Raw genomic sequence first — 17,549 nt, 5'->3', positions numbered from 1 at the left:
ATATTCATGTATTGCGGTTCGATGCCGCATGCCGCTGTTGTCTTGAATCGATGATGGACGAAGGCATGATTCGGGTATCGTTCCGAGAGTTTTTATGGCGTATAATAACATAGAATGGGGGCTTTTACCGTAAAAAAGGGTGCAAATTGTCGCGTATTTTAAATATTTTGTCAGATTTTTTAAATTATTTCTATTTCTGACGTTGTAATTTTGCAAAAGGAAACCACGAGTTTGTTTTGTCATGTCCCTTTACAATATAGAAACGCATTTGTCTTGCAAAAATTACGCGACAGATACGACATCTCTCTTCCGACAATACCATTTGTCCGTAGGCGAACTCTTGCCGTCATGCAATGATCGTCACAGCGCGCTTGTATACGTTGCCGAGGGCAGCCTGTTTCTCGAATGGGGTTGTCTTCCGCGTCGTACCATCGAGGCGGGTACCTTGTTTCTCGCTCCCATGAATCTGCACGTTTCGGGCACGGCCGCTTGCGGATGCAGCTTGATCGTATGCTTCTTTATGGGACAACCGCCGCTGTGCGATAAATACTCTTTTATGGATCTCCAGCGCGAAATGTCTTCTAAGAGTGACAGTCATTTACCCCCCCCCCCCCCCCCCCCCCCCCCCCCCCCCCCCCTCAAATTCATGTAAAACAGCAGGTTGCGGACTTTTTCTGGGTGTTGTCCAGAGCCCTGGACGACGGTCTTAACTGCATCCATTTCCATAAGGTCAAGCAGGAGGAGCTCTGCATCCTTCTTCGCGGTTATCATACTCCGGAGGAGCTGTACGCTCTTCTGCACTACGTCGTAGGATATAGCGCCCATTTCAAGGATTTCGTCTACGAATATTATAAAGGGATCTGCAACGTTCAGGATTTTGCATCCCTGGCAAACATGAGCGTCCGCAGCTTTCAGCGCAAGTTTAAGGCGGAGTTCAAACGCCCGGCTCACGAGTGGCTCCAGGAGCGTCGCGCCGAACGCGTCCTTCACGATTTACGCAATACGAATAAGACTTTTGCTGAAATCGCCACGGATCACGGCTTCTCTGCGTCGTCCTATCTCATTACCTTCTGTAAACGATATTTCGGACAGACTCCTATGAATTTACGCACCCATTCGGAAGCGTTTTCGCCCGATTTTTCAAGGAGGAGCAACGCTTCATCCCCGCGCCGGAGGTCGGAAAAACCCTCTGAAACGAGCGCTAATGCGAAAAACCTCCCGAAGCGGCGCGCCGCTTCGAGAACAAAGGCGTCTGAAAACCGATAACACGTGATAGCCTATGATATCGAAATGCGAAATAAAAATTCTTCTGCTCTCCCTGCTGCTGCCGGTCTGCTGGCAAGCGGGGTAGGAGTAAGAATACCTTAAATAAACAACGCGAAGCGAAAGAACAATACTTTAACAACCCTTACACTTAAAATTTTTAAATCATGAGAAGAAAAAACTTTTTTGTAACACTGATGATGGGAGCGGCCCTGATCGCGGGTCTGGCCTCCTGCAACAAGGACAGCGATCCCGTAGGCGGCGCTGACGACGGCGCTACGGGAGCGTTAAGTATCTCGCTGGCCTTCGAAAAAGCCCCGGCTACGTATGCGCAATCGTCGGCCATACCGACCACGAGCTGGGCAAACAACATCAAGAGCCTGGCTGTCTTCTTCGTGCAGAGCGGCGTAATCAAGAATGCTCAGGAAGTTCCGTACGACAACACGAAGAATGATATTGCTGATCAGCCCAACAGAGTAATCAATGGCATTCCCGCGGGTACCTACGACGTCTATGTCTTCGCCAACTGGGATCAGCGTAGCACCATCGACTGGTCGATAGCTACCGCCAAGGGGCGCAATATCGTGGATCTCTACATGGATGCGGTCAAGAGTACTACCTACGATGGTTACAAGGACTACAATGCGACGAGTAACCCGAATGGCAGCGAGGCTAATTCGGTAGGTTACGACGAAGCTCCCGAAGTGTTCGTGGCTTCTAAAAAGAACGTACAAATCGTAGCGGACAAAACCACGGACGGGAACGGGGTTGCGAAAGGTGAAAATGGCTATACTCCGGCAACCTATAAGCTAACCCGTATCGTGAGCCTCGTGCGCGTGCGTATCAACCAGTTGGAGGATAATACCAACAACCGCAACGACGCGATCGATTTCCAGGCCGGTGAGGCTTCGCTGCGTATCCGCCGTATCAAGACGGGCATCAACCTGACGTACGATCCCACAACGGTCACCGACGCAAATGCGGAAACCATGTTGCGCGGAACGGTCCGTCGCAACGCGATCACTGGCCTCGATGATAAAGTTGATCAGGGCATTACCGCCAAGAACACCGTGTTCTTCGCCAAGGGCGCGTTCGAAAGTATGTACCCCACAACCGGTTACAACAGCAACGGCACGATCCTTTCCGGCAATTTCAAATCGTGGAAGGACGTGATGCTCATTCCCGCCGGCTCCGGGCGAAGTGACGGGAGTGTCCTAGGTGACAGTAAAGAGAAACTCGACGTGGTGGTTACCGGTATCACGAAAGACAACATGTATGTTCCCGCCGGCTATCCCAAAGATACGGACGGCGATGGTGAGAATGATGTACTCACCGCTCCCCAAGGCGTGCAGATCGCATGGGCCGGCGCCGTCACCGCCACACTCAAGGGCAACTGCATTCTGGAGCTGAACCTTACGCTCAGGGGCGCAGGTACGTGGGTAGACCCGACCGATCCCGACAAGCCGCTTCCCCAACCGGAGGAATACGGTAATCTGGAAATCACGGTCGGTCTGGCAGATTGGAACGCCACGATCGACAACGTGGATGTAGATATGTAATCCATCTTCGAGCGACGAAACAAAAGGGGGAGAGTGGAGCAATCCCTCTCCCCTTTTCTCTTTTTCACTTTCATTACCCGGAGGAGTATTCAGGTATAAATTTTAGAACGTATGATACAACGCTACAAGAACATGAGAGGTCGGTTGCTGGGTTTATGTCTGGTGATCTTCGCCGCGGTATCCTGCACTTACGACTACTTCGAAGACGAGAACAACTTCAAGATATACATCCCGCAACTCCAGGACGGGACGATCGACAACGTGCTGGTGTCCATTCACGACGCTTCCGGCACGCACCGCTATACCCGGTTCATAGAGGGACCGTTCGACCCCAACACCATAGGCAGGGACGGCATCCTGCGATTCAAACTGCCGTGGGGCGGAGGCTACAAGGTGAGCGCCTTCGCCAACGTGGACGAGACCTACTGCGATAGGGGCCAGCCCCATCAGGACTCCCACATCTCCGAGCCGCTGCTCGGCAATGCCGGGACGGTACACACTCCCGGCCCCAACTTCCGTGTCGTACTTCAGGACGATATCACGTCCTACCCGCTGGAGCATCCGATGGCCGGCAGACCCGATACGGTCAACTTGGCAAAAGACAGCGTCTACAAGGCCAGCGTTCTGTGCGAGTTCAAAGAACTGCCGGCCGCCGTAGCGCGAATAGATATACAATATATGGGCGTCGGCACGCACATGGGCTTCGACGGCTGTTACCGCCGTCCGGCGGACGGATACGTGCAGAGCTCGCACGAGGTAAGCTCCTCCGGAGCCGATTTCACGACAGGTCCCGAGTACGTGTTCCCCTCGGGCGGCACGCACTACGCCGACCCGAACCGCAATACGACGCGCGAGGCGATGGATCTCGTCGTGCGCTTCTACGATGCAAGGGGAAACGTCATGGGCGTGTTCAGCGGTTTCGATCAGGAGACTCCGCCGACGGTCACCGACCCGAACGGCAACGCCGCAGCGTGGAATTTCCACCTCGACCCGAGGCACCAGGTGAAGTTCGTGTTCAAAGGCTTCTTCGTCTTCGGCATCGAGCTCGTCGGCTGGGGCGACATCGAGCAGGGCGAGGTCACGCCGATGTAGACAGCATGGCATATATGAAAATAAAAATAACGATTACAATGAAAAAGTCTATCATCCGCATTGCCGGCATCATCGGGTTGCTGACGTTTCTGTCCGCCGGCCATGCCCGGGCGCAAGCCGTCAAAACGAATATCCCGCTGATCCTGGCGGGGAGCCCCAACGTGGGCATCGAATGGAACGTAGGCCGGCAGTTCACCGTGAACGGCGACGTGCTGTGGATGCCGTACATGTTCAAGAAACACGAAGAGGTGTTCCGCACGCTTATCGGAAGCATCGACCTGCGCTACTACGTCAAACCGAAATACTACTATACGAACAACGCCTTCGACGGTTTCTACATAGGCCCCTACGCCATGTACGGCAACTTCAACATCGGCCTGTACAAGGGCGAGGACAAGGAGAGCTACCGCCGCAAGGGCTGGGGCGTGTCGGCCGGCGTGTCGCTCGGCTACAAGTTCTACCTCGCGAAACGCTTCCGTTTGGATGTGAACCTCGGGGTAGGCTACGCCCACCTGCAGTACAACAAGTACCTGCTGGGCGGCGAGTGGGCGCACTATCCGCTGGAGAAGAAAAACACGAAGATGTGGATCGGCCCCACCAAGTTCGGCGTCCACCTGGTGTACAACATATTCAAATAGCCGTCGAAAAAAAAGATAATCCTGATGAGAAAATTTAAACGCAACGCAATACTATCGATGTGCCTGCTGCTGGCCGCATGCTGGGCTACGAACGCTTCGGCGCAGGACGAAGGCTCCCCGCGCAGCCAGGCGCGCAGCGAAGCCCGCGCAGCGCGCATGCAGCAGCGGGGACAGATTCCCGCTGCGGAGAAGAGCCGCTCCCGCGGAAAGCAGGAGAAAGCGGCCGCCGCAGAGGAGGCCCCGGCCCACAGCCGGGCCACGCGCCTGGAGCGTCTGGGCGACCGGGCGTTCATCACCAGCCGCTACGACAAGGCCATGAAATTCTATGAACGGGCCTCCTCCCGCGTGGACGGACACGACATGCCCGAATGGCTGCGTCTGGAGCTGAAGATGGCCCGCGTGTACAACATGCTGCAAGATCCCGAAAACAGCGCGAAACACTATACGACGGTCTACGAAAGCAGCGATTCCTTGCTGGACGTGGACGACGCCTGCACCTATATCGACGCGCTGCGCCTGCTGGATCGCACCCAGCAGGCCGAGGTCGTGGCACGCCACTATGCCTTCCGCAGTCCGCACAGCCGCAACCAGCGTTTCCTCAATACGCTCTACGCGCTCTCGAATCAGCAGCACTACTACAACAAGGGCGAAGCGGACTACGCCGTGCGCCTGCTGGCAGGCAGTACGGCGGCCGAATACTGGCTCGGAGAGTGGGACGGACGCATCTTCTGCGCGGCCAGCCAGAGCCGCATGCTCGACCCGCGCAAGGTCTTCTTCCACCGCACGGAGTATTTCTCCATCGGCGGCGACGGCGAGCTGAAGCCCCTGCGCGACCTGCCCCGCGAGGTGCAGAACGGGGCCGCCGCGTCGGAAGGCGACCTGCGGGTGGTCACGGGCATCAACTACCGCGGGTCGGACCGCATCCACGGCGTGGATGTCAAGGAACTGTTCCGCACCCAGCTTTTCTATACGGTATATAACGCCAGGCGCGGCGGATGGAGCGCCCTGCAGCCGTTGTTCGAGCATCAGGAAGAGGCGTGCTACGCCCACCCGGTGCTGCTGGACGGAGGACGCACGCTGCTGTTCGCCTCCGATCTGGAAGGCGGCTACGGAGGCATGGACCTCTACGTCTCCTACTGGAACGAGCAGACCGAACGCTGGTCCGACCCCGAAAACCTCGGCTCGACGGTCAACACCGAAGGCGACGAGATATTCCCCTCGATCATCGAAGACGAACTCTACTTCGCCAGCAACGGGCAGGAAGGCTACGGCGGATACGACATCTACCGCGCGAACTTCGTCGAGGGCAAGATCATGTCCAACTCGCTGTGGCATCTTCCTTACCCGATCAACTCCGTGTACAACGACTACGGGATGATGTTCCATGACGGGCAGGGGTATTTCATTTCGGATCGCCGGGGCCTCGAGTTCCGCGACGACATCTATACGTTCGAGAACGCCCGCACCTCGATTTCGGGATTGGAGGCGCTCGGCGTCTCGCGGGAATATCTCGCCCTGAACGGCGCCCTGACGCAGGTGACGGACCTGGAACGCGGAGGCGGCGCCCCGACGGACGACAGCCTGATCGAGAGTACGATCCGCATGCAACCCGAAGAGGGAGAGATCCTGCTCACGCTCTATTACGATTTCGACCGCTGGGAACTCCGGGCGCAGAGTGCCGAAGCGCTGCGCGCGCTGGCCGCCGACCCGGTGATCGGGACACTGTCCGAGGTCATCGTCGTGGGCTATGCCGACGAAATGGGAGCGGAAGGATACAATCAACGGCTCTCGGAACAACGGGCCAGGGCGGCGGCCGAGGAGCTCGTTCGCTGCGGCATGAAGCCCCGGATCGTCTGGGAGGGCCGTGGGCGCACCGCCCCCGACGCCGAGGACTACCGCGCACAGATGGAAGAGCGACGCCTGAGCCTGTCCGGAGGATGGAACCCCGAGACGCCCATGATCGAACTGCCCCTGCGCGAGCGCATCGAACTGAACCGCACGGCCCGCCGCGTGGACATCATCGTCAAAAAACAATAATCCGGGAAAAATAAAAACAGCATAAAATTATGAAAAGCATCGACAAATATATTCTGATAGCCGGCCTCTTCGCAGGCGTTCTCTCGACGACTCCCGCGGCCGCCCAATACATGCCCGTAGTCTATGACAAGAACTACGGACGCGCACACCAGTTCGAGGTCATGGAAACCGACTTCACCAACGGGGAGGCCGTAGCGGCCGGCGTAAGCGACTCCCGCGCATCGCTCACCTGGCTCGACCGCAGCGGCGGCAGCCGCCTGTTCAAGCGTTTCCCGGGCGATGAGTTCGAGCGTATCCTCGCGCTGGAGAGCGTTGGCGACGGGCAGGTGCTCGTGATGGGCTACCGCCACATCCCCGCCGGCGACAAGCGCAGCCGTGCTACGGGCCATGCCATGCTGATGGGCAGTAACGGCGTGGTGGAGCGCGACTTCTATATCGGCGAGCCGGGCACGAAGATCATGGCCGGGCAGGTCCTGCCCGACGGACACATCATCCTATCGGGCAGCACGCTGAATAAGGAGGGCCGCGAGGCGGGCTTCGTCTGCAAGGTGTCGCCCCGCAACAAGGTCGTCTATTTCTATACGGCCGTGACGGGCGCCGTGTGCCGCCATTTCGATGTGCTGGGCAACCGCTCGGAACTGCTGCACGCCGCCTTCACCGACGGCAAGGGCGGCAGCTCGGTGGTGCGTCTCGACGAGAACGGCAAGCCCTATTTCCTCACGACGCTGCCCGACGAGAGCTACCGCATCGAGCGGATGGTCTCGACCGCCGACGGCGACATCTACCTGGTGGGCCAGGGCGAGAAGGCCGGGGGCACGGTCGTGAAGATCCGTCCCGAAGGCGACGAGGTATTCAACAAACCCATCGTTCCGGCCTCGGCCGACACGCGCCTCGACCAACTCGGCGTGTTGCCTACCGGCGAGCTGCTGGTGGGAGGCCACGACTCCAAGAACTCCTACTTCGCGCTGCTGCGTTCGGACGGTACGGTGCTCATCTCGAGCGCCGACCGGGGCGAGGTTTCGGCCATCGCGCAGAACATCGCGGGCGACCACTGCGTCGTGAGCCTTTACGACCGCAGCGCCTCGCGCGGCAAGATCATCAAACTCTCGAAAGAGGGACGCAAGCTCTACGAGAAGAATACCGCGGCCAATTACACGAACCTGCGCATCAACGGCAACGACGACCTGCTGATGGGCAACTCCGCAACGGGACGCCTCTCGATGCTCTCGGCCACGGGCGAGACGCTCTTCGACCGCTTCGCCGTGGAGAACGAGCCTACGGCCTTCAGCGAGGTCTGCCTGCCCATGAGCGGCGAGGCGTTCTTCGTGGGCGAGGGGAGCCGCGTGACGAAGCTGGCGCACGGCATCCACGTAAGCGACATCATCGTCAACAAACCCATCGACGGCTACGCCACGGCGACCTTTACCGTAACCCTTTCGGGCTTCGGATTCACGGACGAGGGTACGCCCCGTCCCGTTACGGTGAACTACAAAACTACGCCCGTGAGCGCCAAAGAGGGGCTTAACTTCACGCCCGTGACCGGTACGCTCTCCTTTATCCCGAGCACCGACGGCCGCGACCGCTACCTGAACCGCTATACGGTGGAAGTTCCCGTCATGGCCAACGACCTGCTCGAAGGCGACCGCACGTTCGACCTTCAGCTTTCGGATGTTACCGACTCGTACCTGATCCGCGGCAAGAGCCTGGCCACGATCGTAGACCAGCCTTCGGTCGTGCGGATGATCTCCTCGACGGCCGGAACCGAGGGCGAGAGCGACGTAGTGTACGAACTGGGCATCTTCAAGACCAACGGCGTGCGCCTGACGAACGCCACCAAAGCCGATATCGTCATCGACGGCATCTACGGCAAGGGTACGGCCGACAAGATGGACTTCGACATGGGCCGCCAGCCGCGCCTGACGATCACCCCGGGCAGCCACAGCGGCCGCTTCAGCGTGCAGACGTTCGAAGATACGCGTTACGAAAACATCAAGACCGTCGTGGTCGATTTCAACAAGATACACGCCATGTCCGACACGGAAGTGTCGTTCGGCAGCAACGTGCTCAGCTGCGAAGGGCTGATCTACGACCAGCCGGCGCTGGTGGCCATCGAGTCGCTGGGCGACTACAACAAGATGAACAACGTGGTGTCGGGATTCTTCAAGATCTCGCTGCTGCGGGCCAAGGACGGCGCCGTGCAGACCAACTGCAGCGGCGGGGACATCTTCCTGCAGACCCAGCTGGACGACAAGGCTACGGCGGTGCAGGGTACCGATTTCGTCTTCTCCAACGCTCATGACCTGCGCATCTGGGGCGACGACCGCAGCAGCGCCGTCAATCTCAACGGTATGGTGCTCTACACCCCCGACAGCATCGTCAAGACCGTGGGCGTGAAGCTCAGCGGCGTCAGGGCCGCCGAGGGAGCCGGCAAGATCGGTATCGCTCCCGACAAACAAAGTGCAAGCTTCAATATCCTCAATAGATAGACGGATGATCGCGATGAAACGAAATAAGGTCGGACATCTGATCCGGACGGCTGTCCTGCTGCTCCTGCCCCTCGGGGCGGGGGCACAGGCTCCGGCCCCGCGCCACAGCGCCGAGGTCGCATGGGGCGTATCGGTACCGCTGGGGACGGGCTATCCCGACAAGACGGGAGCGGCCGCCTTCTCGCTGCGCTACGAGTACCGCTTCGCACAGCGGTGGGCGGCGGGAGTCTCGGTCGCCTGGGACCGTACGGCCGACAACGGGGTGTTCGACGGCCACTTCGACGGCGACGCTGTAACGGGCTACGCCGAACGCACACGGCAGCAAATCCCCATCACGGCCACGCTGCGGTGGTACATGCTCGGTGGGCGCACAAGTCTGTTGCAACCTTATCTCGGCGCCGGTGTCGGCGCCCAGTGGACCCGGTTCGATATTACCGGGGAGACGATCAACACCTCGAAGGCCGACAGCTGGGGCGTGGGTGCCTCGGCCGAGGTCGGCACACGGATCTATCCGCGGCGCGGGGGAGCTCTCTTCCTCGACGTGCGGGCGGCTTACCGCTACGGTTTCAACCGGTGGAAGGCCGCAGAAGTAAACGGCCTGCACGGGTTTTACCCGTCGATAGGCGTGGGACTGAACTTTTAAAACCGCGAGCGCAACGCCCCATGCACCCGAACGAGCCGCAGGAGGGGCAAGGGCCGCCGAAACCGAAGCGCCCGGACGAGCCGCAAGTGTCGGCGGGATTGCCCCGGCGACGGGCACAGGAAGAAATTGATGACATAGATATACATATACCATGAAACGATTATTGACATATACACTCGAATGCGCCATGGCCCTGTCGCTGTCGGCGGGGCTGGGCGGCTGTGCCAAAGACCCTGTCGGGGCGGAGGGCCCCACGGGCGGGGAGAATCGCTTCACGCTCACGTTCGCCGGTCGGACGACGGCGGCGCTGCCCGCCGACCAGACCGAGACGGTCTATGCAGGTATGCGTTTCGCCGCCTACCGGTCGCCCTATACACAGTCCGGCAACCTCTCCGGTGCGGGCACGTTCAGCCACGAGGTAATCCTCAAAAGAGACGGTAACGTCTATACGGGCATGATGCGTACCGGCAACTGGGGCCTGGCCGCGGTTTCCCCGCGCAGCGACCTGCTGCCCCTGCCCGGAGCGGGAGCGGACATGACCGAGACACCCATGTACCGGATGCCGGAGGATGCGACGACCTGCCCCGAAATCTTTTTCGGCAGCGTAACCCTGCCCGAGATCGAAGCGGACAAGGATGCGAAGGCCGATATGTCGCTGGCGCGCAACATGTCGCAGGTGTACGTGCGTATTCTCGACAAGGACAGTATCGTGAATGCGAGTAAGCCTATTACGGTTCAGCTGACGGAGGTGCCGAGCACCGTTTCGTGGGCGGGGAACATCCTGCCGAACACGACGACGCCGGAGCTGCGCAAAGCGCCCATCGTGCTGACGATTCCCGACACCGAGACGTGGAGGGATTCTCTCTCGACCGATAACAAGCCATTATTCAAAATGTCGTCGATGAACCACACGGTCATCCCGGCGCACCGGGGGAGCGATTTCTGGAAAGATGACGGCACGATGAACGACAACCCCACCGACATCCTCGAACACAAGATGAAGATCGCGCTGACCTACACCGACCGATGGGGCGCGGAGCAGATCATCGAGGCCAAGGCAGTCCCGGAGGTGCCCCGCTGCAACGGCCGCATCGTCTACAACCTGATCCCGGTGCCGAAGAGTTCCGACGTGGAGATCGTAACCGAACTGCTGCCGTGGAACGTGGAGGATACGCAGACCGAGACCGTAAAGCGGAAACTGAACGCTGCCAACTGCGTGGTCGTGGCTCCGGGCCGGGCGGCCGAGTTCTCCGTCGAGGACGTCTTCCAAACATGGAACTTGGAGCATAACGCGGAGCTGGGCGGCAAGATGGATCAGGCCGCACAGCTCGTCGCCGAGGTGATCTCGGGCAGTGATCTGATCTCGGCCGAGGTCGTGAACCCGATGGGCAATGGCGCGACGGGCGCCCACCACTCTGTCCGGGTGAAGGCCGCAAATCCGAACATAACCGGCGAGGCCACCGTGGGCCTGAAGCTGCAGGGCGATCAGGGTTACCGCTGGATCTGGCACGTACACGTAACCAGCGACCCGCAGGCCCACACCGACGGACATTGCCCGTGGACGGCTGCCGCCACCGACGAACGCGACTGGGGCTCCGCTGCGCCCGACCAACAGAAAGGTTTCGGCGTGGTAGTGACGAAAGCGGGTGCGACCACCTCTCCGGCCTCGAAAGTCGTCACCCTGAAGACCGAGCCGGGAGCCCTTCCCTACAAGGTTACGCTTGTCACGACGAACGGCGGCTCCACAAAAGTGGATGCGGCGGTCGCAACCATCTGCCTGTGGAACGGGACGCAGATGAAGGAGGAGACCGAACTCTACGCCGTTCCCGGCCACGAGACCGACATCTGCGTGCAGATCAACAATACCGCCCGGTTCACCGGGGGCTATCTGAGAATCGAGCAGTGCAAGCCGGACGGCAATTTCGCCGAGGCGCAGTATGTGCAGGTCGGCAAGGGCACGACGACCACGTCCGACGTATCGGTAATCTTCGCGGGAGGAACAAACACCCTGCCGGTTTCCGCTTTCTCCGTAACCTACCCCGACAATACGACGGAAAACGTTACGGGCACCTGGACGGCCCAGCCGTGCGACGAGAACGGCAACCCCGCCGCCAGCGACTGGGTGACGGTGAACGGATTATCGGTCACTGCCCAGGCGCAGGTGAACGTGGCGGAATCCATGAAAGTCCTCCCGGCGGTGAGCGGCTACGACCTCTCGACACGCGGTGGAACTACTCTTGTGAATACGGCCAACTGCTACATCGTGCACAGGCCGGGGACATACTCTTTCCCGTTAGTCTACGGCAACGCCATCAAGAACGGGGTCACGAACGCTGCGGCTTATACCTCGACGGCCGCCACCTCGGACAACATCCTGACTCACTTTTTAAACCACTCGGGTACAATTACCGATCCCTATATCTCCGATAACGGCATCACGCTCACGGAAGCCAAACTGCTGTGGCAGGACGTGAACGGGATGATCGACGAAACCTCGGTAAAGATCGACGGAGATAACCTTACTTTCCGGGTAACGAACAGTATTGACTACGGCAACGCCGTACTGGCGGTCTTCGACAATGCCGGCCAGATCGCCTGGTCTTGGCATATCTGGGCAACGGACTACGACCCCTATGCCGCAGGCGGCACCAAGACGGTGCAGAACATGAGTACGCCCATCACGGGGTTCGACTTTATGACGCAGAATCTCGGTTGGTGTCCCGTCACATGCGAGGCGCGGAGCCAGCGCCTGCTGCTGACCGAGGCCGGCACGGGAGCCGACGTCGTGGTGACCATCGAACAGACGGCCCACACGCTGGGCAACAGCGTCTTCTACCAATGGGGCCGCAAGGACCCGTTCCCCGGATCGAATGGCGATGTCAACAAGCCCACCTACGGGCCGGCGGAGTATATCTGGCCGGCGACCGGTAACGCTCCGGGGGCGCAGACGATCAGTACAACGTCCCTTGCGGAGTACATCAAGAATCCTTACAAGTTCAATTTGACCATAGGTATGGACAATGTGTATAGCAACCTCTGGTCCGCAAACAACGACAATGTCGACTACATCAATACCGATCCGGTCGTCAAGACGGTTTACGATCCCTCTCCGGCCGAGTTCTGCCTCCCGCCCGGCGGGGCTTTCACCGGATTCACGACTACGGGCGAGGATTCCAACTACATCAATTTCAACGTCGATGGCGTATGGAACAACGGCTGGAACTTCTTCTGCGGTTTGAACAAAACGGGCGAAACCATCTATTTCCCCGCTTCGGGCTATCGCAGACAGACGGCCGGCACGACGAACTTCGTCGGCGGCAGCGCCCTCGTTTGGTCCGCGATTCCGTCCTCGAATTTACAGGGGCGCTGCCTTCACGCCCAACAGTATATCGTCCACCCGAAGAGCGACAGCGAGCGCGGCGGCAGCTTCCCCGTTCGCCCCGTCCGAGAATAAAGGGAGCGAAGCCGCAGGGCGGCGAAAAGACGACGCAACGGAAAAACGATAACATAAACGAAAAAACAGCGAACCGCCGGGAAGAGCCCGGCAACGAAAACACGATATAAAGACCATGAAACGACCGTGCACCCGATACCTGACTCTCGCCGCGCTGTGCGCGGCGGCACTCCTCGCAGGATGCGAGCGCCGGGACGAGGAACCGCCCGTTCCCGCGCCCGGGCGCACGGTGCTGGCGTACATGGCCTCCGACAACGACCTGAACGGGGAAACGTCCGACAAGATCGCGGCGCTGTGCCGCGGCCGGGCAGCGGCCCGCGCGGGAGAACTGCTGATCTACGCCGACACTCCCCAGGGCGCCCGCCTGCTGCGGGCATTGCCCGACGGGACACAGCAGACCGTGGCCGAATACGGGGCGGAGAACTCCGCGTCGCCCGCCGTGCTGGGGCGGACGCTGCGCGAGACGATGAACGCCTTCCCGGCGCCGGGTTACGGCCTCGTGTTCTTCTCGCACGGCAGCGGCTGGCTACCGCAGGGCGCCCTGCAAAGCCCCGGCCGAACGTCGTCCGGCACGATAGGCAGCCGCTCGATGGGCCGGGACGAAAGCGACGAGCAGACGCCGCACGCGGAGATGGAGCTCGAAGAGTTCGCCTCGGCCATCGCCGACGGCTCGCTCGATTTCATCGTTTTCGAGGCGTGCCTGATGGCGGGGGCCGAGGTGGCCTACGCCCTGCGCGACAAGGCGGAGTGCATGCTGGCTTCGTCGGCCGAGATACTCTCGCCGGGGTTCACGCTCGTCTACGGGAGCGCATTGAAATACCTGCTCGACGCTTCGGCCCCCGCCCCGGAGTGCCTTACGGCATTCGGCAGTGCCTATATGGGGCATGTCGCCACGCAGACGGGCGTCTACCGCTCGGCGACCCTGTCGGTCGTAGACCTGCACGAAATGGAGCCGCTGGCCGCCCGGATGGCCGAGCTGCCGACTCTGTCGGTCCGTGAGTCTGACATAACGGACGACCTGCAGCGTTTCGACCGTCCGGGCAGCTACGGCGACAATCCCGCCGTAGCCCGGTATTTCGATCTGGAAGATTGCGCGCAGCACCTGGCGGGCGAGATCGGTGCCCTGCGCGAACAGCTCCGGCGCACGGTGGTGTGGAAAGACCAGACCGAGCGGTTCATGGTCGGCGACGACGGCAACTACGGCCGCTACAACGGCTTCGACATCACGGCCCACTCGGGACTGACGGTATATCTCCCCCGGGCGGAACTGGCGGCGCTCAACGAAGCCTACCGCCGCACGGCATGGTACCGGGCGGTGTCCGGGCAATAACCGGGTCGGGAACAGGAAAACGGAACGGGAAAACACAAACATGAGAAAGCAAGAATATAACAACGATAATATAACTAAAAAATAAACGCGCATGTTACAGCTTATACGAAACATCCGAAGTGCGGGAAGAACCTGGGTGCTGGCGCTGACGGCGCTGACGGTCGTTTCCTGCGCGAAGGATCTCGGGAGCCCCGAGATCGTCGAACGGGCGGGCCTTACCATCAGCCTGACCGTCCCGCAGAGCGTGGAGCGGGAGATGAGAAATCCGCGCACCTATGCGGGGACGGAACCGGGCTACGGCCAGGAGAGCGTGATCAACTCGCTCTACATCGTCTTCTACTCGCGCAGCAAGGGGGCGCTCGGCGCCCGGGCCGACTGGAAAGAAGTAGCCACGAAAACGCTGAAGGAAGAAGAACTTCCGAGCTTTACCGGGACGACCGGGGGTAACCCTACGGCCACCTTCACGGTGGAGGGTATTCCGGTGACCCCTTCGGCGCTGGATGGGGGCACGGAGCTCAGGGCCGTGATCTACGCGAACTACAACCAGAATCCGGGTGCCATCACCGCCGAGAGCGACCTCTGGAAGGGCTCGACGCTCAATCCGCTGTTCTTCACCGGAACGAGCGTGTTCGGCAAGGTGAACGACACGTGGACGGCGAATGTGAACCTGACGCGTCAGGTCGCCAAGCTGCGCATCAAGGCGGGCATCCACCCCGACGCCGTGCCCTCGACCCTTGAGATCGACCCCCGGAGCATCAGCGTGACGGTTGAAAAGATGGCCTCGGCATCCCCCACGACGGACGACAGGAATGATCCGGATCATAAGGACTACGATCCGGGAGATACTTTCGCAGGTATGGAGCAGACGATCGTCCGGAGCGCGACCTCCGGCACGCCGCTGCGCATGGAGGAGAACTGGGTTTCGGGGATGAAGATCGACTCGCTGTACATGCACCCGCACGACGCGGGTACGAACCGGGACAGTGCCACGGTGGTCAAGGTCAGCATGAAGGTCTCGGACTCCGTTTCCGCCGAGAGCAAGACCCTGACGCTCGAATACCCGCTGGGTAAGCAGCTTACCAATGGCGACAAGGACTATACGATCAAGCGCAACACGATCTATACGCTGGACGTGCAGGTGCAGTCCATCGAGGGCGACGAGAGCCTGAACGCCAATCTGGAGATCCATGACTGGGACGACGCGGTCATCGACATCGACGCCCCCTGGGGCGAGGCCGTGACCTCGCATTCGGCGCTCTACGTCCTGCCGGGCGAAGGATCGACGGTGATGACCGTCGCCGCGGGCGGCGGTACGGAACCTTTCTCGGTCACGCTCATGAAGCCCGACAGGTCGGGAACGTTGGACGCCTCCTTGGCGTCGCTCTACCGCGACGGCTCTTTCGCTGCGGGCAACACCTTCCTGCTGGAGCCTTCGTCCAAAGCGGAGGTGCAGTTCACGGCCACGGAGCAGTTCGCCGGGGCATGGCTGAAGATCGTCAAGACCAAAGGGGGACAACCCGCCGGGCTGGCGCGTTATATTCCCGTGGGCAAGGCTGAATTTTCGGCCGCAAACGGGAGTGCGACCTATGCAGGCGGAGATTTCGCCTCGCAGATCGTCTGCCGGGCCGCTATGCCCGACGGCACGACCGAACCGCTGGAGTGGACGGCCGAGACCGTGGATGCGGGCGGCGCTTCCGCCCCGGTTCCCGACTGGCTGACGATCCAGACCTCGGGTACGGGAAACCTCTCGGGCAGCGTGGCGGCGCAGGAAAACAGCCATCGCATGCAGACGGAAGCCGCTGTCGTCAACTACGACCTCTCGACACGCGACGGACTTATGAACACCGCCAACTGCTATCTCGTGCATGCTCCGGGTACCTACTCGCTGCCGCTGGTCTACGGCAACGCCATCAAGGACGGGGCCACGAACGCAGCGGCTTATACCTCGACGGCCAGCGGGACGAACATCCTGAATCCCTTTTTCAACCACTCGGGTACAATTACCAATCCCTATATTTCCGATAACGGCATCACGCTCACGGATGCCAAACTGCTGTGGCAGGACGTGAACGGGATGATCGAGGAATCCTCGGTACAGCTCAGCGGGAATCGCCTCGCGTTCCGGGTAACGGACAAGATCGACTACGGCAATGCCGTACTGGCGGTCTTCGCAGGCAATACTATCGCCTGGAGCTGGCATATCTGGGCTACGGACTACGACCCCTATGCCGCGGACGCCACCAAGACGGTGCAGAACCGCACGTCGCCCAACACGCAGTTCGACTTTATGACGCAGAGCCTCGGCTGGTGCCCCGAAAAGGAGTATGCTGCGCGGGAGGCACGAGTCAAGGTTACGCAGTCGGAGACGGGCGCGACACGGATCATAACGGTACAACAGGACTACGCCTTAATATCGGCCAACAGCACCTGCTACCAGTGGGGCCGCAAGGACCCGTTCCCCGGATCGAATGGCAACGTCAACAAGCCCACCTACGGGCCGAATGCCTGGTCTTCGATCACTGGCGCTCCGCGTCAGATCAGTACAACGTCCATTCAGATGTATATCAAGAATCCGTCTGCGTTCTGTATCATCTCCGGTATGGATGGACAATATTACAACCTCTGGTCCGCAAACAGCAACGTTACCAGCATTAATACCAATCAGGTCGTCAAGACGGTCTACGATCCCTCGCCGGCCGGGTTCTGCCTGCCGCCCAGCGGGGCTTTCACCGGGTTCACGACTACTGGTAACGTTACCTCCACCGTTACCGATTTCAATGTTTCCGGCGCATGGGACAACGGCTGGCACTTCTACTGCAATACGGACGGTACGGGCGAAACCATCTATTTCCCCGCTTCGCGCCCTCGCTACTACACGATGGGTACCCCTTTCGCCGTCGGCAACTATTACTGCTGGTCCGCGGGTTCGGGCTCGGATAATGGTACGGGTAGTAGCATGTACTGCAATCAGACGCGCGTCGACACGCAGGCCAACGCCTTCCACCGCAGCTACGGCTTCTCCGTCCGCCCCGTGAAGGAGCAATAGA

At 60.1% G+C, this 17,549-nt stretch carries 10 protein-coding genes; all 10 read left to right on the top strand.

Annotated elements, in window-relative coordinates; translation table 11 throughout:
• Nucleotides 1–678 precede the first annotated feature (678 nt).
• The 10 genes from GFH31_RS03455 to GFH31_RS03410 all read left to right on the top strand — a co-directional run bounded on the left by GFH31_RS03455 (nucleotide 679) and on the right by GFH31_RS03410 (nucleotide 17,548).
• A complete protein-coding gene (locus GFH31_RS03455; RefSeq protein ID WP_153518037.1) occupies nucleotides 679–1,266 on the top strand; it encodes a helix-turn-helix transcriptional regulator in 588 nt (195 codons plus the stop codon).
• A gap of 164 nt (nucleotides 1,267–1,430) precedes the next feature.
• Nucleotides 1,431–2,822, top strand: coding sequence for a hypothetical protein (locus GFH31_RS03450; RefSeq protein ID WP_153498212.1), 1,392 nt, complete (start codon nucleotides 1,431–1,433; stop codon nucleotides 2,820–2,822).
• 111 nt (nucleotides 2,823–2,933) lie between these two features.
• Nucleotides 2,934–3,914 carry a hypothetical protein gene (locus tag GFH31_RS03445; protein WP_153498213.1) on the top strand — a complete coding sequence of 327 codons (981 nt, stop codon included), beginning with the start codon at nucleotides 2,934–2,936 and terminating at the stop codon, nucleotides 3,912–3,914.
• A 38-nt stretch (nucleotides 3,915–3,952) separates the two neighbouring features.
• The gene (locus tag GFH31_RS03440) at nucleotides 3,953–4,552 is read left to right on the top strand and encodes a DUF3575 domain-containing protein (RefSeq protein WP_118655954.1); all 600 of its coding nucleotides are present in this window, start codon (nucleotides 3,953–3,955) and stop codon (nucleotides 4,550–4,552) included.
• A 24-nt stretch (nucleotides 4,553–4,576) separates the two neighbouring features.
• Nucleotides 4,577–6,589 carry an OmpA family protein gene (locus GFH31_RS03435; protein WP_153498214.1) on the top strand — a complete coding sequence of 671 codons (2,013 nt, stop codon included), beginning with the start codon at nucleotides 4,577–4,579 and terminating at the stop codon, nucleotides 6,587–6,589.
• A 29-nt stretch (nucleotides 6,590–6,618) separates the two neighbouring features.
• Complete coding sequence (locus GFH31_RS03430) at nucleotides 6,619–9,075, top strand: Calx-beta domain-containing protein (protein ID WP_153498215.1); 2,457 nt, start codon at nucleotides 6,619–6,621, stop codon at nucleotides 9,073–9,075.
• A 13-nt stretch (nucleotides 9,076–9,088) separates the two neighbouring features.
• Nucleotides 9,089–9,718, top strand: coding sequence for an outer membrane beta-barrel protein (locus tag GFH31_RS03425; protein ID WP_172970790.1), 630 nt, complete (start codon nucleotides 9,089–9,091; stop codon nucleotides 9,716–9,718).
• A 151-nt stretch (nucleotides 9,719–9,869) separates the two neighbouring features.
• Entirely contained in the window at nucleotides 9,870–13,172 is a 3,303-nt protein-coding gene (locus GFH31_RS03420; RefSeq protein ID WP_153498217.1) for a hypothetical protein, read from the top strand.
• A gap of 115 nt (nucleotides 13,173–13,287) precedes the next feature.
• Entirely contained in the window at nucleotides 13,288–14,502 is a 1,215-nt protein-coding gene (locus GFH31_RS03415) for a clostripain-related cysteine peptidase (protein ID WP_153498218.1), read from the top strand.
• Between the two features lie 91 nt (nucleotides 14,503–14,593).
• Entirely contained in the window at nucleotides 14,594–17,548 is a 2,955-nt protein-coding gene (locus GFH31_RS03410; protein WP_153498219.1) for a DUF4906 domain-containing protein, read from the top strand.
• The last annotated feature ends 1 nt before the right edge of the window (nucleotide 17,549 follow it).

Origin of the sequence: Alistipes sp. dk3624, from assembly GCF_009557455.1 — a bacterium.
In the GTDB taxonomy this organism is placed as follows: Bacteria; Bacteroidota; Bacteroidia; order Bacteroidales; family Rikenellaceae; genus Alistipes_A; species Alistipes_A hominis.
The sequence above is the reverse complement of the archived record's forward strand: the minus strand, read 5'-3'. Positions and strand labels throughout refer to the sequence as shown.

Excerpts from the sequence above, each read along its gene's own strand:
- GFH31_RS03450 (WP_153498212.1), top strand. The coding sequence starts at position 1,431 with ATGAGAAGAAAAAACTTTTTTGTAACACTGATGATGGGAGCGGCCCTG.
- GFH31_RS03445 (WP_153498213.1), top strand. The coding sequence starts at position 2,934 with ATGATACAACGCTACAAGAACATGAGAGGTCGGTTGCTGGGTTTATGT.
- GFH31_RS03440 (WP_118655954.1), top strand. The coding sequence starts at position 3,953 with ATGAAAAAGTCTATCATCCGCATTGCCGGCATCATCGGGTTGCTGACG.
- GFH31_RS03435 (WP_153498214.1), top strand. The coding sequence starts at position 4,577 with ATGAGAAAATTTAAACGCAACGCAATACTATCGATGTGCCTGCTGCTG.
- GFH31_RS03430 (WP_153498215.1), top strand. The coding sequence starts at position 6,619 with ATGAAAAGCATCGACAAATATATTCTGATAGCCGGCCTCTTCGCAGGC.
- GFH31_RS03425 (WP_172970790.1), top strand. The coding sequence starts at position 9,089 with ATGAAACGAAATAAGGTCGGACATCTGATCCGGACGGCTGTCCTGCTG.
- GFH31_RS03420 (WP_153498217.1), top strand. The coding sequence starts at position 9,870 with ATGAAACGATTATTGACATATACACTCGAATGCGCCATGGCCCTGTCG.
- GFH31_RS03415 (WP_153498218.1), top strand. The coding sequence starts at position 13,288 with ATGAAACGACCGTGCACCCGATACCTGACTCTCGCCGCGCTGTGCGCG.
- GFH31_RS03410 (WP_153498219.1), top strand. The coding sequence starts at position 14,594 with ATGTTACAGCTTATACGAAACATCCGAAGTGCGGGAAGAACCTGGGTG.